Source organism: Paraburkholderia phytofirmans PsJN, assembly GCF_000020125.1.
Classification (GTDB): domain Bacteria; phylum Pseudomonadota; class Gammaproteobacteria; order Burkholderiales; family Burkholderiaceae; genus Paraburkholderia; species Paraburkholderia phytofirmans.
In genome coordinates this window covers 2,817,739-2,839,293 of sequence record NC_010676.1, presented here as the reverse complement: position 1 = coordinate 2,839,293, position 21,555 = coordinate 2,817,739, and the positions used below count along the sequence as shown (strand labels likewise).

The following is a 21,555-nucleotide window of genomic DNA, read 5'->3' as shown; positions in this document are numbered from 1 at the left end:
GCCGTGAACATGATTCGGTTCAAGGGTTGCGTGACCGTTGTGCCCCGAAAGCAGCCACGCACAGTACGTTGCGTTGTGTGACCGCTCGGGGTCGATCAGGGACGGCCGTTCAGGCGCGTGTCGCGGAACCTCTATCATTCGCGAGAACGAAGTCGCAGGCGGTTTCCGAGGTCACGGACGGCAGTCGATCGTCGACGTGCAAGCTCGAAGACGGAGGCGAGACTTGCGAAGCGACGTCGCGCATCCACGGCAAGGTCAGTCACGATCGACCTTATCTGCACGAACCTCAACTGCGCGCACCGAAGAGATTATCGAGTTCCGGGCGGATCGTGAATGCGGCGCGTCGTCTCGTTAACGCCGTTGATACTCCGAGCGCAGGCATCTAATGGACGTTACTGGAATATGTTGGAGTGGGAATGATTTAGACTGCTCCCAGGTCGTTCTTAGAGTGCCGTTTTTGCTGTTTTTCCGTTAAAAAACAGTGGGTTACTGTCCGCGATGATCCGCTGAAATCCGTACAGTGCCCGGAGGAAATGTCGGTATCGCTGACGGTATCGTCATTTCCCCCTCGGACGGCCTTGTCCGATACCGTCACCTCGCTTTGACGGTATCGGGTGACGGTATACGTTCGAGGAGTTCTTATGCTCACAGACATGCAGTTGCGGGCGTTGAAGCCCGCTGAGAAAATCTACAAGGTGGCCGATCAGCAGGGGCTATATGCGGCGGTGACGCCGTCGGGTGCGGTGAGCTTCCGCTACGACTACCGGGTAAACGGTCGCCGTGAAACCTTGGTCATCGGCCGGTACGATCCATCACTGTCTTCACGGAAGCCGCGGAAGCTGGACGAGCTCGGATTTGGGATGGCAATCAGCCTCTCGGAAGCCCGACTTCTGCGCGACCACGCCTACGGAGCAATCCAGCGCGGACACAGTCCGTCACGTGCAAAAGTCGAGAAACGGGCCGAGGCAGCCGAAGCGCTGACATTTGGGAAATGGGCGGAGAGATACTTCGCGGAGACCGCCCTCGCGGATTCCACGCGTTCGATGCGTAAATCGGTATATGAGCGCAATCTTGCGTCCGAATTCGGTCGGCTGAAATTGGAAGAGATCACGCCAGTGCGATTGATGGCGCGCTGCGAGAAAATCAAGGAGCGCGGGGCTGCTGCTCAAGCGGTTCACGCGCGGGAAATCGTGCTGCAGGTCTTCCGATTTGTTGAGGCTCGGGGTATTAAAGTAGACAATCCGGCGGCAGCTATCCGTCCAAGCGCTATAGCGACATTTAAGGCACGCGATAGGGCGCTGAGTCCGGAGGAGATTTACATCTTCTTTAACGCTTTGGATCTGACGCCAACGACACCGACGTTGCGGCTTGCCACTAAATTTATGCTGCTGACGTTGGTGCGCAAATCTGAATTCATCGATGCCACGTGGGATGAGGTGAATTTCGAGACCGCAACTTGGACAATCCCGAAAGAGCGCATGAAGGCTAGGCGCCCTCATCACGTATACCTAAGTGAACAGGCGTTGGAGATTCTCGTCGCGTTCAAAACTTGTTTCGGATCCAGTCAGTACCTGCACCCCGGACGGTATGAAACGGCCTCGCCGATCAGTGCGGCGACGTTGAACCGAGTCATCGATAGTACGGTGAAGTTGATCTGCGCCCGAGGCGACACGTTTGAGCCGTTCACCGTGCATGACCTGCGGCGCACGGCAAGCACGCACCTGCATGAAGCTGGCTTCAACTCCGACTGGATTGAGAAGTGCCTTGCGCATGAACAGCGTGGTGTTCGGGCGATATATAACAAGGCCGAATACGCAGAGCAGAGAAGAGTGATGCTGCAGGCTTGGGCGGACGCCCTGGATGGCTGGATCAAAGATGGGCCGCGCGCGACTTTTATGCAAGCGGGATTCAATGGCATCGCTATGCTGACCAAATCTCTCCGAGGCGATGTGGAAGACAATGATAGGAACGAAGTTCAACAAGCAGGCCGCGTCGACTGCTCCGAATAGGAATCGACTTCCCACCGTCAACTGCTTGCATGGGGTGCAGGTGGTGGGAGGTTCAAATCCTCTCGCCCCGACCAAGAAACCCTTGTCTGGCGGGCCTTCGGGCTTGTTAGCCATGTCTGGCGCGGGTCCATGCCCGTGTGGATGCTACACAGAGGCATAATCTCTCCACGTGTACGCACCTCATCAAACGCGGTTCGCGGTATTACCTTCGCCGTCGCGTCCCATCTGATCTGATCCCTGTCCTCGGCAAATCCGAGATCACCAAAGCACTCGGTACGAGCGACCGTGGGTTGGCTGTCGTGCTATGTCGCCCACGCTGCCGGTTCGCAACTCGACAGTGAGTGGGCGCGCCTGCGCAAGCAGGCCGATGCGTCATCGTGGTCGCCTTTTGTGAGCCGTGAGGACGAGGAAGCGCACGACTCTGCTGCCGCGATGCGTGACGAAGGTGTAGAAGAGGATGAGCGGCAAGCCATCGACGATGCCATTTCCCGGCGTGTCTATATCGAGAAGGAATCGCAGCGGCGGCTCGCTGGCGAGTCGGGCGGCGGTGTCGCTCGAACTGGGCGCAAGCCTCGTGTTCCGAATGCCGGCTCAACACATTTGCTGTCCGACTTAATCACCGCATGGGCGAAAGAACGTCAGCCCCAGCCCCGAACGGTGCAGATAGCCGAGCGATGCTCGCGCCGTTTTCGCGAGCTAGTTGGCCCGCTTCCCGTAGAGACGATAGCCCGGCAGCAGGTCATCCAGTTCAAGGATGCACTGCTCGCGTCCGGGCAGACTGCCGTGAACACGGACAAAATTCTCACCATGTTCTCAACACTGCTCCCGTACGCACACGATCAGGGCTGGCTGCCGAGTAACCCCGCGAAGGGGGTAAAAGTCGGCACGCGCTCCAACGCAAAGATGGCCCGGCTTCCGTTCGATCTTCCGGCGCTCAAGCTTCTGTTCGGCTCGACGATATACACAGCGGGCGAGCGTCCCGGTGCAGGCGCAGGCGAGGCGGCGTACTGGCTCCCACTGCTCGCGCTGTATGCGGGTGCCCGGCTGGAGGAACTGGCGCAGCTTACGCCCACCGACATAAGCGAAACGCCGTACAGCGATACCAACGGTGCCCAGCGTACATGCTGGATTTTCACTATCACGGACGCAGGCGAGGGGCAGCAGGTCAAGACGGCAGGGTCGCGTCGGCGTGTTCCGATTCATCCTGAACTGATTGCGCTGGGCTTCATCGAGTACGCCCGGTCGGTCACTGGCCCCCGGTTGTTCCCGGCGCTCAAGCCGAACAACGAAGGCCGGGAAGGGGCACTGTTCGGAAAATGGTTCGGCAAACATAAGCGCGCAGTCGGCATTACGGACAAGCGCATGGTGTTCCACTCGTTCCGGCACCTGTTCAAGAACGTGATGCGCGAGGCGGGGGTGGACGAGGCGGTTCACGATGCCCTTACGGGACGTGGGCGGGGGAGTGGGCCGTACCTACGGCTCCGGAACACTCTATCCACTTGCGCCGCTTGTCGATGCAATGCAGCGGTATCGGATACATGGTCTGAAGATGCCGCCGCCTTGGACGGGGCAGTAGTCGACAGGACTAGCTGGCGCGTCTCGCGTCGCTGACGCTTGCTCTGCTGACGCACGCGCACAACAGATAGGCGGTGAACGTCGTGACATAATCGCCACGCTGAGTAACAGCGGCATGACCGCCCATACCCGCATCCTCAATCTTGGAGCTAGGTATGGGCACTCTACAGCGCCGTCCGAACGGCAACTGGACCGCACGCATCCGCATCAACGGTTTCCCACTGCTGTCAGCAACGTTCCCGCGCCGCCCCGAAGCAATCGCTTGGGCGGAAGTGCAGGAAGCACGCATACGCACAAGGCAGGGGGCTGCAATGGCCGCAGAAACAGAGCGACGAATCGCTGCCGAATGTGCATCTCCGTATCGGCTGTTCCGCGACGTGATACCAGCTTTATCTCGACGAGGTTACGCCGCTTCATCGCGGTTCAGCGAGCGAAGCGATACGTCTGCGCGGCCTGATGTGGCACAGCATTGCGCAGGTGACGCTTGCGGGCCTGAGCGGCGCTCAGATCGCAGCACGGCGGAACTGGCGTATGTCCAGCGTCAAGGGCGCGACGGTGCGGCGCGATATGGCGCTGCTCTCCCGCATTTGCAGCGTCGCCATGTCGGAATGGTCAGCGCCGTGGCCGGACAATCCGTTCAGCAAAGTTCGCCGCCCGCAAGATTCGAGACCCCGGCGTCGGCGGTACATGGACGGCGAGGAGACGCGGCTGCTGGCGGCTTGCGATGCGGCGCGAGCGCCATATCTCCGGGCGTTGGTCGAGCTTGCAGTAGAAACGGCAATGCGACAGGGCGAGCTAGTCTCACTCGACTGGGCACACGTGAATCTCGAACAGAGTTCGGCGCATCTGCCGATGACGAAGAATGGCCTGTCCCGCACCGTGCCACTGTCAGCCAAAGCAATCGGGATATTGGCGCGCAGCGCGGCCCGCTACGGCGACAACGGCAAGCGGATCGGCAAGGTGTTTCCGGGCCTGACTGGCGAGGCTGTGAAGCGTGCCTTTAGCGCCGCGCGACGCACTCCAGCGATAGATTGTTCTGCTGGTGTCTGCGATTGTTGCATGGTGCAGCGTGTATGAAAAGGCTGTCGTGTGGGATAGTCTTGAGACGTCAGGCCGAGCGGTGAAGTCAGCGTGGTGAGTCGAATGACTGATGGCCGACGTTGGTCCTGAGGAGCATTCCGCGCTGCTTCGTCGGAACGTGTCCGCCCCTAGCTGCCCATCATGAGTTCTTTGGATGTCTCGTCCGATACGCGCTTCGCTTCACGAAGGAAGTCGTCAACGAGTTGGACGTTGTTCGAACTGCGATTGCGGCAAAGCTGAAAACTGAATGGCGTGCTCGGAGTGAAGCGGCGAAGCACCAGTCTTTCTTTCACGCCATCCGTGAATAGCGGATGGACCAATGAGACGCCTATTCCAGCCGCTACAGCCTCACATATCGTGGGAGCTGTGCTGGCCTGCATAACGATTCTCGGTCGTACAGCGTTCTGCTCGAACAATGCATCAACCCGCTGACGGGTAAGCGTTGACTCCGGGAATGTTATGAAATCTTCTTCGTTAAGGTCACTGATATCAATCACAGGCTTCGAGCAGAGATGGTGCCCTGGCGGCAACACGCAAATCAGCGGGTGCTCGATGAGCGTATCTCGCTCGATATAAGGGTTGTCGACGATGCTACTTATCAGTCCGACGTCAATCTGCTGAGTGCTGAGCCATTCGGCAAGGAACGGCGAGTCTCGGGTATGAATAGTAATCATCACGTCCGGATGGATTCGCAGGAAGCTTTTCACTACTCGGTTGATGAACGAGCCGGACAAAGCTTGAAGGACGCCAACAGTCAATTGCTTCTGGTCATCGCGATGAATCGACGCTATTGCATGTTCGACTTGGCGCAAGCCGGAGAAAACTCGGTCAATTTCAGCGTACAACCTCATCCCATGCCGAGTTGGGGCAAGTTTGCCTCGAACGCGCTCAAACAACTTTAGGTCACAGTCGTCTTCGAGGTTTGCCAGAAGTTTGCTTACCGCTGGTTGCGACACGAACAGCGCATCTGCTGCCGCGCTAACGGTGCCGCGTTCGATGACGGCCTTGAAGGCCTCCACTTGCCGAAGATTGACCTGCCGTCTCATGACTCTTTCTCGTCCATAGCCAAAAATACATTCGCCATCGAATTTTACACCAAAGGTTATACCTCGCCGAAATTGAGCGGGACAACTAGGGTTTATATGACCTGCATGTGCGAAACCTTGGATATCGGTGATACGGGGACTCTATAACCATTTGGAATAGGCGACATTTGTTTCCGACTTTGACGTTCTACGTCAACACTCTTAGATTGAGCACAGAGGGGCCGCTTCGCCTCTCCGTTTTGCATACGTCGTACGGTTCCGAAACGCAGGCCGGGTTTGAGCGCAGGGCTGTCAAAGACGGAGACAATCAGCGAAAAATCGATATGGACAAGCGCAAAAGCACCGTAAACCTACTTAGACGAATGGCCGCCGTCTCGACGTTGAGCATTCTCACAAGCATATTTGCAGCGCAACCAAGCAGCGCACAGACCACCTTGTATCTAGCGAACGTCGGGGGTTCGAGCGAGCAGTTGTATCAACAGAAGGTGATTCCCGCTTTTGAGAAAGCGCACAACGTGAAAGTTGTATATGTCGCGGGAACATCGAGCGACACCCTCGCCAAACTTCAGGCACAGAAGGGACGTCAGCAAATCAATGTTGCAGTGATGGACGATGGGCCTATGTATCAGGCCATGCGCCTCGGCCTCTGCACGAAGATTGCTGAAGCTCCTGTATTAAATGATTTGTACCCTTTAGCGAGAATAGGTCCTACTGCAATCGGCATTGGAGTTGTCGCGACTGGAATCGGTTACAACGCAGATGCGTTCAAGAAGGCCAATATTCCTGCCCCAGACTCTTGGAATGTTTTCACCGAAAAACGCCTTGATGGGAAGATTGCAATCCAGCCAATCACGAACACCTACGGCCTTCACACTCTCATAATGCTCGCCCGCGCAAACGGGGGAAGCGAGAACGACATCAATAAAGGGTTCGCCGTAATGGTCAAGTCTGTAAGTCCAAATGTGCTTTCCTGGGCTTCGACTTCAGGAGAGTTAGATAGCCTCATGCAGTCGGGAGACGTCATCCTTGCCCCCTATGGCAGCGGGCGTGCGATGGCACTGCGAAAGACCGGCTTCCCGCTAAAGCTGGTCTATCCGAAGGAGGGTGCCGTTGCCCTTCAGGCGGCGGCCTGCGTTTTGGTGGAAAACTCGCAACCCGAATTGTCTCAGCAATTTGTCCAGTACTTACTGAGCCCCGAAGTCCAGAGATTGCAGGCGGAGAATATCGGCCTCGGACCCGTTAACAAAACGGTAAAACTGAACGCAGATGTGGCAGCAAATGTCCCTTATGGACCGGAGCAGATTTCAAAGCTGACCACAGTCAATTGGGACGTCATCAACCAACATCGGACCGAGTGGACCGGCCGTTGGAATCGTAGCGTTGAGAGATAACGAGCGGGCGGATAAAAGACGACCCCTTCACGATGACCTCGTGCATGCATCTATTGTTTGTGGAATTTAGAGATGAGCTTCCTCACACTTCAGAATATCTCAAAGCGTTACGGCAACTTTACTGCTACTTCCAATCTTGACCTCGAAGTGAAGCGGGGCGAATTGTTGGCGCTGCTCGGTCCTTCGGGATGCGGAAAGACGACTACCCTTCAGATGATTGCTGGATTCGTCACGCCGACCACGGGCAGCGTGATTCTCGATGGCCGGGACATCACTACAGAGCGACCAGAAAAGCGAGCTATTGGCGTTGTGTTCCAGAGCTACGCATTGTTCCCACACATGACGGTGTCGGATAACGTTGGCTTCGGCCTTGAAATGCGTAAGGTCAACCGTGCAGACCGTAAAAAAAGCATTGCCGAATCCTTGGATTTCGTTCGGCTAAATGGGCTCGACCATCGCTATCCAAAAGAGCTCTCAGGCGGGCAGCGTCAGCGGGTGGCAATAGCGCGCGCAATTGCGATGAAGCCTGAGCTTCTCCTCCTCGACGAGCCGATGTCAAATCTTGACGCAAAGTTACGTGAAGAAATGCATATCGAATTGCGGGCGATTCAGAAGCGCTTGGACATTACGACGATTCTGGTCACTCATGACCAGGTCGAAGCGATGACGATGAGTGACCGAATCGCGGTAATGCATCAAGGAAAGATTGCGCAGATATCGACGCCGTTTGACGCATATGAGCGTCCGTCAACGCCATTCACGTCGACATTTTTGGGCCGCACGAATGCGCTGACCGGCAGTGTCGTGGGCCGCAATCCTCGGTGCGCTGAAGTCGCTATTGCAGACAAGGTGCTACTCGTCCCGCATGAAGGGCGCTCGGTTAAGGGCACCGTTAATGTGTACATTCGCCCGGAAAAAGTGCGGGTTGTGAGCAATGACGCGCGCGTCCGAGGTCGTGTGTTCACGCGAGTCTTTGTCGGTAATCAATGGCTACTTGAGGTCGAGACGCAATTTGGCAAGCTGAAGGTTGCTCAGACAAATCAAGGCGTTCCGCCTCCCGAAGAAGGGCACAACGTGGGTCTGACGTGGAGTGATGATGACCTGCGAATGCTGAGCGCTAACGAGCGAGTCGGGTTGGAGGTCCAAAATGGCAACGCATGACATTGAGCGGCCGGGGGCCACTCCGTGGCTTCTGTCTATACCTGCGCTACTGCTTTTTGTAGGACTCCTCCTGGTCCCACTGATACTCACTTTGATGCTGTCTTTCCGTGTGTTCAGTGACACGGAAGGGATTGAAGCCGCCTACACGCTGAATAACTACCTCGAAGTAGTCACCGACCCGTACTACGGCGCGATTTTTCTACGCACGGCCGGACTCGCGTTTGCAGTGACCGCAGCTTCCATCTTGTTAGGCGTGCCAGAAACCATCATCTTGGCGAGAATGCGACGTCCATGGCAGTCGCTGGCACTATTGGTCGTCCTCGGGCCACTTCTCATTTCGGTTGTGGTTCGGACGCTTGGCTGGCAAATTTTGCTTGGAAACAACGGAGTAGTTAACAGCATCCTGCAGGCGCTGCACATAACTGACCGTCCGGTCCGTCTCGTGTTTACCATGACTGGCATGGTCCTCGCGTTGACACACGTGCTTGTGCCTTTCATGGTCATGTCAGTCTGGACAACGATGCAAAGACTCGACCCTCAGGTGGAATGGGCCGGTCGCTCGCTGGGAGGCTCACCCATCAAAATTTTTCGTCGCGTGATTTTCCCTCAGATTTTGCCTGGCGTACTGTCCGGCTCAATCATCGTCTTCGCACTTTCGGCATCCGCGTTTGCGACTCCCGCCCTAATCGGCGGGCGCCGTTTAAAAGTCGTTGCAACGGCAGCTTATGACGAGTTCCTCGGCACGCTCAACTGGCCGCTTGGTGCCAGCATTGCGGTGTTGTTGCTGATTGCCAATGTTGCAATTGTCATGGGATGCAGCAGGCTCGCAGAACATCGTTTTAAGCACATCTTCCACTGAGCGGAGTACTGGGCATGAAGCAGAATGGAATCATTGCGCTAACGTATAACGGATTTTTTATGGCCTTTATCACGGCTCCCCTCGTTGTGGTTCTGCTTGTCTCATTTACCAGCAAGGGATTTATTTCGATGCCCTTCGGTGGCGCATCATTACGCTGGTTTCGTGCCATTCTGGTCAACGACGACATGGTGTCCGCGTTCTGGCTCTCGGTGAAACTCGCCTTTGCGTCCGCGACGATTGGCGTTCTCCTTGCGGTCCCTGCCGCACTCGCGATTGCGCGTTACCGTTTCCATGGTCGTGCTGCGCTCATGAGCTTTTTTCTTTCACCAATGATGATTCCAGCTGTTGTACTTGGAATCGCGTTTTTGCGCTTTCTCTCGCTGTTGCATCTCTCAGGTTCATTTGGTGCGCTCGTCTGCGCACACGTAATCATTGTCTTGCCGTACGCGCTCAGACTCTGCTTATCAGCTGCCATCGGTCTTGACCGTGACGCCGAGCGTGCCGCCCTGTCATGCGGTGCGACTCGGTTTATCGCTTTTCGTCGGGTTGTGTTGCCGATGATTCGAACTGGTGTTGTCGGCGGCTGGATTCTCTCCTTCATCCAGAGTTTTGACGAGTTGACTATGACCATATTCGTCGCGACACCTGGTACGACGACGCTACCCGTTGCCATGTACAACCAGATTTCACAGACCATCGACCCGCTGGTTGCGTCGGTGTCCGCCGTACTGATAGTGGGAACTGTGATACTCATGCTGGTCCTCGACCGAATCGTTGGACTAGACCGAGTATTGCTCGGTGAGGTCGGCCAGACCTCACGAAGCTAGACGCGAAATGCCATCTTAGAGCAGACTGCGGCAACAGGGATGTCGGCGTGACCTCATTATGTGAGCGTTCATGCCTTCGCTTTGGGAGGGTCGACAGGCCGACTATTCTGCGCAACGACCACTGACAACCCAATCAATCAGGCATGCTAACCGGACAGCCTGTCCAATATCGGTTCAAGGGTCCTTTGTAAGGGCGGAAGGCGGAGTATCTCCGCCCATCTCTTCCTCGTTAGTCGCGCTACCTACTGCTTACTGCAGAAACCGTACGAGGAAGGGCGCAGCCAGTACCGCAAATGCCCCGCTGAACACCATAGTCAGGCTCGCCATTACGCCGTTTGGAGTTCCACGGTCGTGAGCTCGTGCAACGCCGGCTACCTGAGCAATCGCCCCAAGCGTGGCCCCATGCGCTTGCGCGGACCGCAAGCGCATGAGGACAAGCAAGACGTCTCCAACCACGATACCAACCAATCCGCTGACGACGACGAACAATGTCGTAAGGTCGCGTGCGCCGGATATTTCGTCCGCAACCACGAATGCGAAGGGCAAAGATACAGACCTTGCAACAAGGCTATGGGCGATGGTGGAAGGCAAGTCAAAAAAGTGAGCGAGCTCAATGGCTGAAATCATCGCGGTCGTACCCGAGACAATGGTTCCAACAACCAGCGCTGGCCACCAGTGACGGATAAAAGCTCGTTGCTGGTACACCGGCACCGCCAGAGCGAGCGTCAGCGGACCAATCATCCAAAGTAGCGGGCGCGTTGAGGCCACGTAGGTATCGTAAGACACACCTGCCAGAGGCAGGATGGCAATAATGGCCAGTGGCGTGAGTATGAGTGGGGAAGACCAAATGCCGCGCCAACGCTTATAGATGCTTGTGTTCAGGCGATACGCAGCCACGGTGGAGGACAACAGCGTGACTATCGTAATCATGAGCGTCTCCGCGCCAGTGCGAGTGTTGTGAATTCAACGGCGAGTGCAGTAGCTGCTGCTGAAATAGCTGTGCCGCCAACCACAATGACCAGCAACGGAATCCAGTGCGCCTGCAGGAGCGCACTTTGGCGTGCGACCGCCACGACCGCAGGTATAAGGAATAGTGCGCTTTGTGCAATAAGAAACTTTGCGCCAGCTTCAATGATGGACAAGGGAAGCGCTTTGCTCGCGAGGCCGACGAGAACGAGAACAAATCCAGTGATTGCGGGATTCATGTCTGGTGAAATGGATGCAGTCACGTGAGATAGAGCCATGAAGCTGCCTACCAACGCAAGGGCCTGCAGAGGGCCACGCCACTGAGGGAGCAGCAGAGCGTTTATTGTGGATGTTGCTTGGGTCATTTGGGTTAACTCGGATGCGAATCACGGTAGTCTTATGCTAGACCCCCAGCAGCGTGACCATAATTCATAAATCAAGAATTGGTGCGAGAATATGCATCATTCTCATGAGAGCGCGCCGTGTCGTGCATAAATTATGAATCTGGACCAATTTGACCGAAAAATTCTCTCGCTTTTACAGGCGGATGCGTCGATGCCAATGAGTGCGGTCGGAGATGAGGTTGGGCTATCCCAGTCGCAGGTCTGGCGGCGAGTGGAGAAGTTGGAAAGCGGGGGTGTTATCGTTCGGCGGGTGGCAATTCTTGACCGCATGAAGCTCGGGCTTACTGTTCAGATGTTCACGCAGGTAAAACTGAACAAACACAGCGAGCGGGCCGGCGAGAAGTTCAAAGCGGCCGTTGAGCAATATCCGGAAGTGGTGGAAATCCACACAATCCTAGGCAACGTTGATTTTCTCCTTCGCATCGTTACGGTAGACCTCAATGCCTATAGCAAGTTGCTCGCGGACAGGCTCTCAAGCCTGCCGATGGTTCAGGAGGTTCACACGCTCATTAGTCTTTCATCGGAACCTGGCCGCCGCGGACTGCCGGTGTTCTTGCCGGGATAAATCGTCCGATTTAAATCTTGAAGAGCGTGGAAGGCTGTGCAGGTCTGGTTAAATGACCAACACGGACGCATGTCCGAGAAACAAACCGCTATGAAGAAAGGCGGAGAAATCCATCCTTTCGAGGCAGTTACCACTCCAAAAAAGCGCGCACAATACTATAACTTTTTGAAATACGCTTCCTTTTATTCCGACTTTGACGCTATACGATGCCGAACATAACATAAGTCTGCACTCATTTGAGTGTCGCGGCGAAAAGGTAGCGGCGCGAACCAGATTAGGGGAAGAGGGATGTTGCGGATTGGCGTAGATGTTGGGGGAAGCTTCACGGACTTCGTTCTCGTCGATACTCAGAAGGCGGAGTTTCGGTTCTTCAAGGTTTCGTCGACACCGCACGACCCCTCTGTCGCTATTGCGGAAGGCGTGAAGGAGATGCTTCGTCGCTTCGAAGCCGACCCAGCCGACGTGGGATTCTTTGGTCACGGTACAACCGTGGCCACAAACATGATTATTGAGCGGCGGGGTGTCGCAACCGGGCTTCTCACGACGAAGGGCTTCAGAGACGTGCTAGATATCGGCCGTCAGACTCGCCCCGCGCTGTTCGACTACTCGGTCACAAAACCGCCTGTGCTTGTTGAGCGCCACCGTCGGGTCGAGGTGGAAGAGCGTCTGACAGCAACTGGCGACGTCGAGACGCAGTTGAATCGCGACCAGATGGTTAGCGCAGTCAAGCAACTCCGCGATACCGGCGTAGAGTCCGTTGCGATTTGCTTTCTGCATTCGTACCGAAATCCTAAGCACGAGCAACTGGCGAAGGAAGTCGTTCAAGAACTGATGCCTGATGCTTACGTCAGCATCTCATCCGACGTCCTCCCCGAGTTTCGCGAGTACGAACGTACCTCCACGACTGTTCTGAATGCGTACGTCGGGCCGCCGATGAAGAATTATCTCGCCCGTCTGGAAGGTCGCGTGCGCGAGGTCGGAATCCCTGTTGAACCGCTTACCGTGCACTCGAATGGTGGCCTTCTGTCTCTCAAGTCTGTCGAGGAACTCCCGGTTCTGACTTGCCTTTCCGGTCCGGCCGCAGGTGTTGTGGGTGCCGCGGCCGTCGGCTCGGCGTCCGGGTTTTCAGACATCGTCACTTTCGACGTTGGCGGGACGAGCACCGATGTGTCGCTTATTGAAAAGGGCCGACCCAAGTTCACGCCGAACCGCATCGTGGCTGGCTATCCGGTAAAGGTGCCGATGATCGACATCCATGTCATCGGCGCGGGCGGAGGCAGCATTGCAAATGTTGACGACGCTCGTGGATTGAAGGTAGGTCCCCGCAGCGCGGGTGCAGCACCCGGGCCCGTCGCCTATGGCAAAGGGGGCACCGAGCCGACGCTTACAGACGCGAATATCTACTTGCGACGGCTCAACCCTGTTGCCCTTCTCGAAGGTCGTATGCCAATCGACCGGGAGAAAGCAGGACAAGCAATCCGGGAACGTATCGCGGAACCGCTCGGAATCTCTGTCGAGGAGGCCGCGTATGGAATGCTCCAGATTGCGAGCGCAAATATGAGTCGCGCGATTCGTGCTATTTCGACCGAGCATGGCCACGACCTCGCCCAGTTCTCGTTGATGGCATTCGGCGGCGCAGGCCCGCTCTTCGCTAGCGAGGTCGCTCGCGAGTGTGGGCTTGCACGGGTGCTGGTACCGATTGAGCCAGGCACGATGTGCGCACGAGGTGCGCTGGTTTCCAACGTATCGCGGGACTTCGTCCGTACTCAATTGGCTGTTGCCAACCAAACGGCGTGGGAAAAGGTCAAAGAGACCGCTGAAGAGTTGAAAGCGTCTGGCGAGAATTGGCTTACGGCCGAGAAAATCACAGAAGATTGCCGCCGATATGCCTTGGCGGTTGATGCGCGCTATGTGGGTCAGAACTACGACATTGCAATCGACTTGGAGGACGTGGGAACCAACGGCTTGAGCGACTTCGTCCATGCTTTCGGTGAGGCGCATATGGCTCAATACGGCTACGCGATTAACGACCGCCCGGTCGAGATTGTGAACGTTCGGCTCAAGGCTATCGGACTTGTGCCCAATGCTGCTCTGACCGCTCCTGTTTCCGGAGGTAGTTTCAGCAGCGCGCTCATCGATTGCCGGTCGGTCTACTTTGGGCCGAAAGATGGTTGGCTCGACACGAACGTATATCGCCGTTCGGCGCTGCCTGTTGGCGAGTCTGTGATTGGTCCGGTGATTATCGAAGAAATGAGTTCGACTACGGTTGTTCTGCCCGGACAGAAGGCTCAACTCGACAATGTCGGAAACATCATCGTTGACTGAGTCGCTTGATTAGGCTCTCCCCAACCCCTATCCAGTAGGTACCCAAATCATGGCTCAGAAAAGTATGTCCGGTATGTCGACCAAGCGAGGAGATGAATTCGACTCCATCGCGATGGAAGTATTCAGCAATCGTCTTTTGACCATTACGGAAGACATGGCGATTAACATGATGCGCTCGTCGTTCTCGTCGCAAATCAAGGAGCGTCGAGACTTCTCAGTGGGCCTGTTCGATGCGCTTGGCCGACTTATCGCTCAAGGCACGCACATTCCTCTTCACCTCGGTTCGCTGGTGGGAAGTGTCGAGGCCGTTCTCGCGCGATATTCGCTCGACGAAATGAAGGAGGGTGATGCCTTCATTTGCAACGACCCTTATCTCGCTGGTGGAACCCACCTACCTGATATTTCAATCGTCACCCCAATCTTCGAGAACGGAAGGCCGTTCATGTTTGCGGCCAATATCGGACACCACCAAGACATCGGCGGCCCGACTCCTGGGTCGACGTCGGCGAATGCAAAATCCCTTTTCGAGGAGGGACTGCGTATCCCTGTGATTCGCATCGCACGTGGAGGCGCAATCGACGAAGATTTGCTTAGCTTGATTGCTGCCAACTCGCGGTTGCCGGAGGAGCGAACACTGGATTTGAAGGTGCAGATTGCCACGAACCTGCGCGGCGGAGCGGCGGTACACTCACTCGTGCAACGCATGGGAACCGACGCTGTACAGCAGTCTATCGACGCCGTGTTGGCTTATACAAAAGACCGCTTGCGTCAACGGGTCTTGGCGATGCCCGATGGCGAGTACTCGTTCACTACCTATCTCGACGATGATGGATTCGGCGGGGAACCGTTGCCTATCAAAGCGACCGTGACTATCGACGGCGAGAAAATTTCCATCGATATGACCGGTACTTGTGCGCAGGCCCGAGGCGGACTCAATGTGCCCAGGAACGCATTGAATGCAACGGTCTATTACTGCGTCAAGGCGCTCATCGACCCCGAATTGATGGCTAACAGTGGACTGATGGATGGAGTCACCGTCAGCGCCCCACCTGGAACAATTGTCAGCCCGAATTTCCCTGCGGCTGTTAGTGCGCGAAGCATTACATGCCAGAAAATCGCCGGCGCTATCTTCGGCGCCATGCGCCCGGCGCTGCCGGCCGAACGCGTCATCGCATCTGGCAATGACATTCTGCCCTCTCTTTCTTTTTCGGGTACGTCGTCGAACGGAAGCGCCTACGTCTTTGGGGAAACACTGGGCGGTGGCAGCGGTGCCCGCAGCGACTTCGATGGTATGGACGGCGTGCATGTTCATATCACCAACACGCTGAACATGCCGACCGAGGCCCTGGAGCACGAGTTCCCGCTCGTAGTTGAAGGCTACGGGTATGTTGAAGATTCTGCAGGCTCAGGAAAGTGCCGTGGCGGAATGGGGATTGTTCGGCAGGTGCGCGCGCTGAAGGAAAACACCGTTGTCTCGGTCCGCTCCGACAGTCACAAGATTGGCGCCGCTGGCGTCAACGGTGGCGGCGAAGGCGGAAAAGGAAGGGTCACTCGCAACTTTGGCACTGACCGCGCCGAGACCCTCGCCTCAAAGGTCGCAGGCATCGTGCTGAAAGCCGGAGAAACGATTCGCATCGAAACGCCGGGCGGCGGCGGCTACGGGCATCCCGAAGAGCGCCCCATTGAAGCGCTGGCGGCCGACCTGCGTGATGGCATATTGAGTCGTGAATTCGCTGAACAGCAATACGGAGCGGAACGAGTGACTGAAGCTATTAGTTACTCAAAAAGCGCAAAGTAAGCTGAAACGGCGCCTAAGCGAACTTGATGGAGGAGTGCATCCCTCCGCAAGTTCGCTTTTTTTCGTTTGTAGTTCACCAGTCCGCATGAAGAGTACGGGAACGAGACCGAATGACTGCCCGCAGCCTAGCGCGTCTCGTTGGGTCTGCAGTAGCAAATATCACCGAGTGGTGCCGTAGGTTTGTCTGGAAACTCGGCAATAGCCTTCAGCAGTATGACTTTGTGTAGTTATCCAATTGGTCCACCTTTGTCACGTAGCTTGCGCCCGCCACGCATGAGTGACACGCACTAGCGTTCTACGGGTCTGTGGTCCTTAGTGGCACGTGAGCATCACGCATAACCATTCGGAATAGGCCACATTTTATTCCGACTTTGACGGTAAGAATCATCCCCTCTAAATTGGTCATCGACAGTCTGATTTCCCTGACGGCGGTTCAAAACAAACTGTGGCGAACATAGAACTGCAACGGGGTCATGCAGACGCTGCTAACAATTCAAGTGATGCCGAGGTTTGCAGCATTAAAAGCGTAAGAGCTGATGCGCCATCAAATCACCGGGAGCTTCGTTGTTGCGTCCACGGTGCTCGTACATCAGGACTGTTTTTAGAAAAGGCTATCAATGTTTCGGAAGCTGCAAGACCCTTCGTTGGCCGACACGCTTCAGATAACCGTGGACGGAGAGGCGGTTGGCGCTATGGAGGGTGAGACAGTCGCTGGCGTGCTCATGCGTCGTGCCGTCCTTCTAACAAGACAGACGCCGGTGAGCGGAATGCTTCGCGCGCCCTATTGCATGATGGGAGTTTGCTTTGAATGTCTCGCCGTGGTTGACGGCATTGCGTCTGTTCAAACCTGCTTAACCACGGTTCGCGACGGCATGTGCGTGGAGCGTCAGCGCGGTCGACGCACAGTTGAGCTCGAGGTGTGTTCCGGACGCGATTTTACGGAAGATGGTGAACGGGAGGCTGCTCCTCCGCGAGAAGACGAGGCGGTACGCGATGAAAAAAAGATTTGACCTGGCAATCATTGGGGCAGGCCCCGCCGGTGTCGCGGCGGCTATTCGTGCATCAAAACTAGGTCTGTCCGTACTTGTCCTGGACGAGCAGCCTGCCCCCGGCGGCCAGATATGGCGTGCAGTTGAAGCCCGAAAAAACAGCGCCGTTGCCGATGTACTCGGAGACGAGTATCGCAAAGGTGCCAGTTATATCGCCGAGTTTCGTCGAAGTGGCGTGACATATGAGCCGAATTCACGCGTCTGGCAAATTGAGCCCGGCTGGGAAGTTTTCTCTACGAGAGATGGTGTCGCTCGTAGTCATGATGCCAACCGCATCCTCGTTGCGACCGGAGCCCAGGAGCGACCCGCTCCTTTCCAAGGATGGACAACGCCTGGCGTCATGACGGTCGGCGCAGCGCAAATTCTCCTGAAGTCCAGCGGAGAAGTTCCTGATTCGCCGGTTTGGATTGCCGGTAGCGGGCCTCTGCCCTTGCTTTACATTGCTCAGCTTCTGCGGGCCGGTGGTTCCGTTGCCGGTTGGTTGGATACGACGCCACCGGGTGCTTTCCGGCGTACCGTCCCTCATCTTCTGGAAGCGTTGACCGGTTGGAAAGACCTCGTGAAAGGTCTGCGATGGATGAACGAGCTGCGCACGGCGGGAGTGAAAATTGAGAAAGGTGTCTCGACCGTGCGCGCGGTCGCGGGACTCGACGGACATCTTGCTCATGTTGAATATGGTATGGCAAGCGGCACGACTCGCAAAGTGCTTGCGCAACTGCTCCTTGTTCACGAAGGAGTCGTGCCGTCAATACATGTCGCCCAAGTTATTGGTTGCAAGCACCGTTGGCACCCCACTCAGCATTGCTTGGTGCCAGAAACGAATGAATGGGGGAAGACAACAAGTCCAGGGATTTTTGTCGCAGGCGATGGCGCAGGCATCGGCGGAGCAGCGGCGGCCGTCACGAAAGGAGAACTGGCTGCGATTGGCATCGCGAAAGACCTCGACCTGCTGACTGATGAGGCTGCGGTAAGCTTGAGCGTGCCCTTGCGCAAGAGCCTGAAAAAGCAGTTGGCTACGCGACCGATGCTCGACTCGCGCTACACACTTCGGCAAGAGGTTACGTCGCCGGCTGACGAAACTATCGTATGCCGCTGCGAGGAACTACGGGCCCAGGAAGTTCGCGAGGCAGCGATGTCTGGCACTACTTCGCCGGACCGAATCAAGTCGCTTATTCGAGCGGGCATGGGGCCTTGTCAGGGCCGGCAGTGTGGATACACCGTTAGCAATCTCATTGCCGCGACTCAGCATAAGCCTGTTCGCGAAGTAGGTTTCTATCGAGTTCGACCGCCGCTCAAGCCGCTGACTCTGGACGAGCTTGCGTCACTAGATATCAGCGAAAACAGTAAGACGAGCGTATGAAACATATCTTTGACGTCGCCGTTGTCGGTGGTGGTCTCCACGGATTGTCGGCAGCACTGCACCTTACGCGTAGGTCCCTGCGTGTTTTGGTCCTTGAGAGGTCCTGGTCGGGTCGACACTCATCTGGCGCTACCGCAGCGGGGGTGCGCGCGCTCGGTCGAGACATGGCTGAACTTCAGGTCTCGTTGGAAGCGCTCGAGATGTGGAGAAATATCGAAAAGCTTGTTGGAGACGACTGTGGTTTTGCGGCGAACGGTCAGATGCGAATTGCCGAGCACGAGAAAGCGCTGGACGCGCTGTTGCAAGGCGTGAATCGTCTTCACGCCAACGGCTACAAGCATGAGGTCATGATTGACCCGGCCGAGGTGAAACGACGCGTCCCGGCACTCGGGGTTAGGTGCCTTGGGGCCGCATTCACCCCTGGAGATGGCGCTGCGGACCCACACAGAACAATAGCCGCGTTTCGCAAGTCGTGCCTTTTGGAAGGCGTGACCATCTCGGAAGGCTGTGGCGTGAGCTCTATCGAGCGAACCGGTCTCGATTGGACAATTACCAAGAGCGATGGCGGGACGACGACGGTTCCGATGATTGTGAACGCCGCCGGAGCTTGGGGCAGCGAAATCGCCAAGATGGTGGGCGACGATATTCCGATGGGGCTCAAGGCCTCCATGATGATGGTCACCGAACGGTTGAATCCGTTTCTTGCGCCAGTTGTCTCGAGCTATGGTCGGCAACTGTCCTTCAAGCAAGCAGACCAAGGTGGACTCGTCATCGGCGGGGGCATCCAGGGAGATGCAGACCTTCCGGCAGAAACTTCTCACGTTAGATTTGGGCGGCTTGCCAAAGGCGCGAAGGACGCAGTCACGTTGTTTCCTTCCGTAAGGGAAGTCCGGATAGTGCGCACGTGGGCAGGGCTCGAGGCGACGACATCAGACCATCTGCCGATTATTGGCGCGTCGGAAAACGGTCCCGGGGTTTTCCACGCATATGGATTCTCAGGCCACGGCTTTGCGTTGGTCCCGGTCGTTGGGGCCATCATGGCTGACCTTGTCCATCGAGGCTCGACAACCCGAGATATCGAAGGTCTTCAGGCAAGTCGGTTGATGCACGTTGCCGCTTGAAAATATCTGCAGTTGAGTCAAGGGTATAAGCCGAACCATTCAGAATAAATAAATTAGTTATACATATCAAATGTGGCCGTAGGTTTGAATTTTGGATGCCTCGGCTTCATCGTAGTTTTGTTATCAAAAGACACATATTTCCGTAGCAGGACAAATTGCAAACCTATCGTAGGGGAGAAAGATGAAGAAGAGTGCGGTTTTGGGTTTGGGGTGTACGATTGCAGCAGCGTGCGCTATGCCGAGTTTGGTCCACGCTCAGGGAAGCGTAACGCTGTATGGCCTCATCGACGAAGGCTTCAGCATGTACACGAATGTCGCTGGCAAACATCAATACTTGCTGAACAGCGGCGTGATGCAAGGCAGTCGATGGGGACTGAAAGGAGCGGAAGACCTTGGTGGAGGTTACAAGACGGTATTTCGCTTGGAAAGCGGATTTGATGCGAGTACAGGGAAACTTTCGCAAGGCGGACTTGGTTTCGGTCGGCAAGCCTACGTTGGCCTGGAAAGCCCCTATGGCACTGTCACACTTGGTCGACAGTATGATTCGGTGGTCGACAATCTTGGGCCATTGGAAGCAGGCGACCAATGGGGTGGCTACATCGCCGCGCACCCGGGAGATATCGACAACTTCAACAATCAGTTTCGGACCAATAATGCTATCAAGTACACAAGCAAAGCCTTTGCCGGTTTCAGGTTTGGTGGCATGTATAGCCTTGGCGGGGTAGCGGGAGACGTCACCAGGAATCAGGTTTATTCATTCGGCGGGCAGTATGCCAACGGTCCGCTCGTAGTCGCCGCGGCATATTTAAACGCGAGGAATGCGAACGCGGGGTTTTTCGGGAACAGTACTTCGGGTACAGTCAATCCGAGCATTTCCAATCTTCCGTCGCCCGTATATAACGGATACGGCTCCGCCCACACGTACCAAGTAATCGGCACGGGCGCCGCGTACACATTCGGTGCGGCCACCATTGGCGGCACGTACTCCAACATCAAGTTCTACAACCTCGGACAGTCCTACCCGTCGGCGTTCCGTGGACAGACGGCCGGCTTCAATAACTTTGAAGTGAATTTCAAATATCAGTTCACCCCCGCACTCCTCGTCGGTGTCGCATACGACTATCTGCGTGCAGGCAGCATCAACGGCTTCTCCGCAGCAAAGTACAACCAGGGCTCCGCTGGCGTGGACTACTTCTTGTCCAAGCGTACGGACGTCTACGTGACCGGCGTGTATCAACATGCGAGTGGTTACGCAGCGAATTCCGCTGGTACTGCCATGGTCCCCGCGGTCGCGGCAATCAACGGGCTGACCGGCTCGTCGGGGCCGAACCAATTCACCGCACGTGTGGGGATTCGTCACCTCTTTTAAGCGACATGAATTCTTACGACTTGGGTGAGCCCGTCTCACCCTTAGTCGACGGCACGCATTTACGTCATCTAGAAAGTGTCGAGATGCAGTGGGCTGTGGGTCCCTACAACTTCAGACTCGCTGACATTTAGCGATGGCAGACTGAAAACAATTCGTGGGAGAGAGCGTGAAGGTATGCATTATTGGGAACAGCGCAATCGGATGTGCGTACTACGCGATGCTGGCGAGCGCTCAGCGCGACGTACAAATCTGGTCGCCGAGCGGCTCCTTGCAGGGCCAGTTCGGACAATCCGGTCGGCTTGACTCAGGAGGAAAGATTTCCGGTTCGTTTCCAATGCGTGCCTTCGCAACGGCGAGACAAGCGGCGGACGAGTCGGACGTTTTGGTAATTGCGACCCCGGCGAACGCGTTCCTTCCAGTCATCAATGCACTGGCGCCTTATATTAGAGAAACACACTGCATCATTTTCAGTTCGCACAGTTCCCTCGCGGCCGTCTACCTCACCAAGCTCCTCGCAACCCGAAGTGTATATCCGCTTGTATGTGGCTGGTCGACCATGTCACGGATCGCCGTATAGGAGCCAATTGATGATCGGCGCATAGGCGCCAGCGCAGGATCGGCGCAATGGAGCCAGTCCATGATCGCCGTAA

19 protein-coding genes are annotated in these 21,555 nt (G+C 56.2%); 16 read left to right on the top strand and 3 right to left on the bottom strand.

Annotation, left to right across the window (positions count from 1 at the left end; genetic code table 11):
* Positions 1–641 precede the first annotated feature (641 nt).
* The 4 genes from BPHYT_RS32385 to BPHYT_RS32375 all read left to right on the top strand — a co-directional run bounded on the left by BPHYT_RS32385 (position 642) and on the right by BPHYT_RS32375 (position 4,661).
* Positions 642–2,009 carry a tyrosine-type recombinase/integrase gene (locus BPHYT_RS32385; RefSeq protein ID WP_012428353.1) on the top strand — a complete coding sequence of 456 codons (1,368 nt, stop codon included), beginning with the start codon at positions 642–644 and terminating at the stop codon, positions 2,007–2,009.
* Between the two features lie 137 nt (positions 2,010–2,146).
* Positions 2,147–2,350 carry a DUF6538 domain-containing protein gene (locus BPHYT_RS39765; RefSeq protein ID WP_407669213.1) on the top strand — a complete coding sequence of 68 codons (204 nt, stop codon included), beginning with the start codon at positions 2,147–2,149 and terminating at the stop codon, positions 2,348–2,350.
* Entirely contained in the window at positions 2,295–3,620 is a 1,326-nt protein-coding gene (locus BPHYT_RS32380) for a site-specific integrase (protein WP_012428352.1), read from the top strand. Before BPHYT_RS39765 ends, BPHYT_RS32380 begins: the two co-directional genes overlap by 56 nt.
* 495 nt (positions 3,621–4,115) lie before the next feature.
* On the top strand, positions 4,116–4,661 hold the full coding sequence (locus tag BPHYT_RS32375) for a site-specific integrase (protein WP_167315785.1): 546 nt from the start codon (positions 4,116–4,118) through the stop codon (positions 4,659–4,661).
* A 131-nt stretch (positions 4,662–4,792) separates the two neighbouring features.
* Here the strand turns inward: BPHYT_RS32375 and BPHYT_RS32370 are convergent, their stop codons facing one another.
* Positions 4,793–5,710 (bottom strand): LysR substrate-binding domain-containing protein, encoded by a 918-nt coding sequence (locus BPHYT_RS32370; protein WP_012428351.1) that lies wholly within the window; start codon positions 5,708–5,710, stop codon positions 4,793–4,795.
* Positions 5,711–6,072: 362 nt separating this feature from the next.
* On the opposite strand from BPHYT_RS32370, the gene BPHYT_RS32365 reads away from it, so the two are divergent.
* From BPHYT_RS32365 to BPHYT_RS32350, 4 genes are all read left to right on the top strand, one after another.
* The gene (locus BPHYT_RS32365) at positions 6,073–7,101 is read left to right on the top strand and encodes an ABC transporter substrate-binding protein (protein WP_238535785.1); all 1,029 of its coding nucleotides are present in this window, start codon (positions 6,073–6,075) and stop codon (positions 7,099–7,101) included.
* Positions 7,102–7,173: 72 nt separating this feature from the next.
* A complete protein-coding gene (locus BPHYT_RS32360) occupies positions 7,174–8,262 on the top strand; it encodes an ABC transporter ATP-binding protein (protein ID WP_012428349.1) in 1,089 nt (362 codons plus the stop codon).
* Positions 8,249–9,121 carry an ABC transporter permease gene (locus BPHYT_RS32355; RefSeq protein WP_012428348.1) on the top strand — a complete coding sequence of 291 codons (873 nt, stop codon included), beginning with the start codon at positions 8,249–8,251 and terminating at the stop codon, positions 9,119–9,121. Before BPHYT_RS32360 ends, BPHYT_RS32355 begins: the two co-directional genes overlap by 14 nt.
* 14 nt (positions 9,122–9,135) lie before the next feature.
* Positions 9,136–9,948 (top strand): ABC transporter permease, encoded by an 813-nt coding sequence (locus tag BPHYT_RS32350; protein WP_012428347.1) that lies wholly within the window; start codon positions 9,136–9,138, stop codon positions 9,946–9,948.
* Positions 9,949–10,197: 249 nt separating this feature from the next.
* On the opposite strand, the gene BPHYT_RS32345 is transcribed toward BPHYT_RS32350, so the two are convergent.
* Positions 10,198–10,878: an LrgB family protein gene (locus tag BPHYT_RS32345; protein WP_012428346.1), complete on the bottom strand. Its 681-nt coding sequence runs from the start codon at positions 10,876–10,878 to the stop codon at positions 10,198–10,200.
* On the bottom strand, positions 10,875–11,279 hold the full coding sequence (locus BPHYT_RS32340) for a CidA/LrgA family protein (RefSeq protein WP_012428345.1): 405 nt from the start codon (positions 11,277–11,279) through the stop codon (positions 10,875–10,877). The genes BPHYT_RS32345 and BPHYT_RS32340 overlap by 4 nt, the downstream gene beginning before the upstream one ends.
* A gap of 133 nt (positions 11,280–11,412) precedes the next feature.
* Between BPHYT_RS32340 and BPHYT_RS32335 the strand changes: the two genes are divergently transcribed.
* The 8 genes from BPHYT_RS32335 to BPHYT_RS39760 all read left to right on the top strand — a co-directional run bounded on the left by BPHYT_RS32335 (position 11,413) and on the right by BPHYT_RS39760 (position 21,482).
* A complete protein-coding gene (locus tag BPHYT_RS32335; RefSeq protein ID WP_012428344.1) occupies positions 11,413–11,883 on the top strand; it encodes an Lrp/AsnC family transcriptional regulator in 471 nt (156 codons plus the stop codon).
* A 288-nt stretch (positions 11,884–12,171) separates the two neighbouring features.
* On the top strand, positions 12,172–14,208 hold the full coding sequence (locus BPHYT_RS32330) for a hydantoinase/oxoprolinase family protein (protein WP_012428343.1): 2,037 nt from the start codon (positions 12,172–12,174) through the stop codon (positions 14,206–14,208).
* A gap of 49 nt (positions 14,209–14,257) precedes the next feature.
* A complete protein-coding gene (locus BPHYT_RS32325) occupies positions 14,258–16,006 on the top strand; it encodes a hydantoinase B/oxoprolinase family protein (RefSeq protein WP_012428342.1) in 1,749 nt (582 codons plus the stop codon).
* Between the two features lie 617 nt (positions 16,007–16,623).
* The gene (locus tag BPHYT_RS37675; protein ID WP_012428341.1) at positions 16,624–17,016 is read left to right on the top strand and encodes a (2Fe-2S)-binding protein; all 393 of its coding nucleotides are present in this window, start codon (positions 16,624–16,626) and stop codon (positions 17,014–17,016) included.
* Positions 17,000–18,415: an FAD/NAD(P)-dependent oxidoreductase gene (locus BPHYT_RS32320; RefSeq protein ID WP_012428340.1), complete on the top strand. Its 1,416-nt coding sequence runs from the start codon at positions 17,000–17,002 to the stop codon at positions 18,413–18,415. The genes BPHYT_RS37675 and BPHYT_RS32320 overlap by 17 nt, the downstream gene beginning before the upstream one ends.
* Positions 18,412–19,536, top strand: a complete 1,125-nt coding sequence (locus tag BPHYT_RS32315) for an NAD(P)/FAD-dependent oxidoreductase (RefSeq protein ID WP_012428339.1) — start codon at positions 18,412–18,414, stop codon at positions 19,534–19,536. Before BPHYT_RS32320 ends, BPHYT_RS32315 begins: the two co-directional genes overlap by 4 nt.
* A 181-nt stretch (positions 19,537–19,717) precedes the next feature.
* Positions 19,718–20,905, top strand: coding sequence for a porin (locus BPHYT_RS32310; RefSeq protein ID WP_012428338.1), 1,188 nt, complete (start codon positions 19,718–19,720; stop codon positions 20,903–20,905).
* A gap of 154 nt (positions 20,906–21,059) precedes the next feature.
* Positions 21,060–21,482, top strand: coding sequence for a ketopantoate reductase family protein (locus BPHYT_RS39760; protein WP_041759336.1), 423 nt, complete (start codon positions 21,060–21,062; stop codon positions 21,480–21,482).
* Positions 21,483–21,555 lie beyond the last annotated feature (73 nt).

Coding starts and splice junctions, on each gene's coding strand:
- BPHYT_RS32335 (WP_012428344.1), top strand. CDS start 11,413: ATGAATCTGGACCAATTTGACCGAAAAATTCTCTCGCTTTTACAGGCG.
- BPHYT_RS32360 (WP_012428349.1), top strand. CDS start 7,174: ATGAGCTTCCTCACACTTCAGAATATCTCAAAGCGTTACGGCAACTTT.
- BPHYT_RS37675 (WP_012428341.1), top strand. CDS start 16,624: ATGTTTCGGAAGCTGCAAGACCCTTCGTTGGCCGACACGCTTCAGATA.
- BPHYT_RS32325 (WP_012428342.1), top strand. CDS start 14,258: ATGGCTCAGAAAAGTATGTCCGGTATGTCGACCAAGCGAGGAGATGAA.
- BPHYT_RS32345 (WP_012428346.1), bottom strand. CDS start 10,878: ATGATTACGATAGTCACGCTGTTGTCCTCCACCGTGGCTGCGTATCGC.
- BPHYT_RS32375 (WP_167315785.1), top strand. CDS start 4,116: ATGTCCAGCGTCAAGGGCGCGACGGTGCGGCGCGATATGGCGCTGCTC.
- BPHYT_RS32340 (WP_012428345.1), bottom strand. CDS start 11,279: ATGACCCAAGCAACATCCACAATAAACGCTCTGCTGCTCCCTCAGTGG.
- BPHYT_RS32370 (WP_012428351.1), bottom strand. CDS start 5,710: ATGAGACGGCAGGTCAATCTTCGGCAAGTGGAGGCCTTCAAGGCCGTC.
- BPHYT_RS32350 (WP_012428347.1), top strand. CDS start 9,136: ATGAAGCAGAATGGAATCATTGCGCTAACGTATAACGGATTTTTTATG.
- BPHYT_RS32320 (WP_012428340.1), top strand. CDS start 17,000: ATGAAAAAAAGATTTGACCTGGCAATCATTGGGGCAGGCCCCGCCGGT.
- BPHYT_RS32385 (WP_012428353.1), top strand. CDS start 642: ATGCTCACAGACATGCAGTTGCGGGCGTTGAAGCCCGCTGAGAAAATC.
- BPHYT_RS32365 (WP_238535785.1), top strand. CDS start 6,073: ATGGCCGCCGTCTCGACGTTGAGCATTCTCACAAGCATATTTGCAGCG.
- BPHYT_RS32355 (WP_012428348.1), top strand. CDS start 8,249: ATGGCAACGCATGACATTGAGCGGCCGGGGGCCACTCCGTGGCTTCTG.
- BPHYT_RS32310 (WP_012428338.1), top strand. CDS start 19,718: ATGAAGAAGAGTGCGGTTTTGGGTTTGGGGTGTACGATTGCAGCAGCG.
- BPHYT_RS32315 (WP_012428339.1), top strand. CDS start 18,412: ATGAAACATATCTTTGACGTCGCCGTTGTCGGTGGTGGTCTCCACGGA.
- BPHYT_RS32330 (WP_012428343.1), top strand. CDS start 12,172: ATGTTGCGGATTGGCGTAGATGTTGGGGGAAGCTTCACGGACTTCGTT.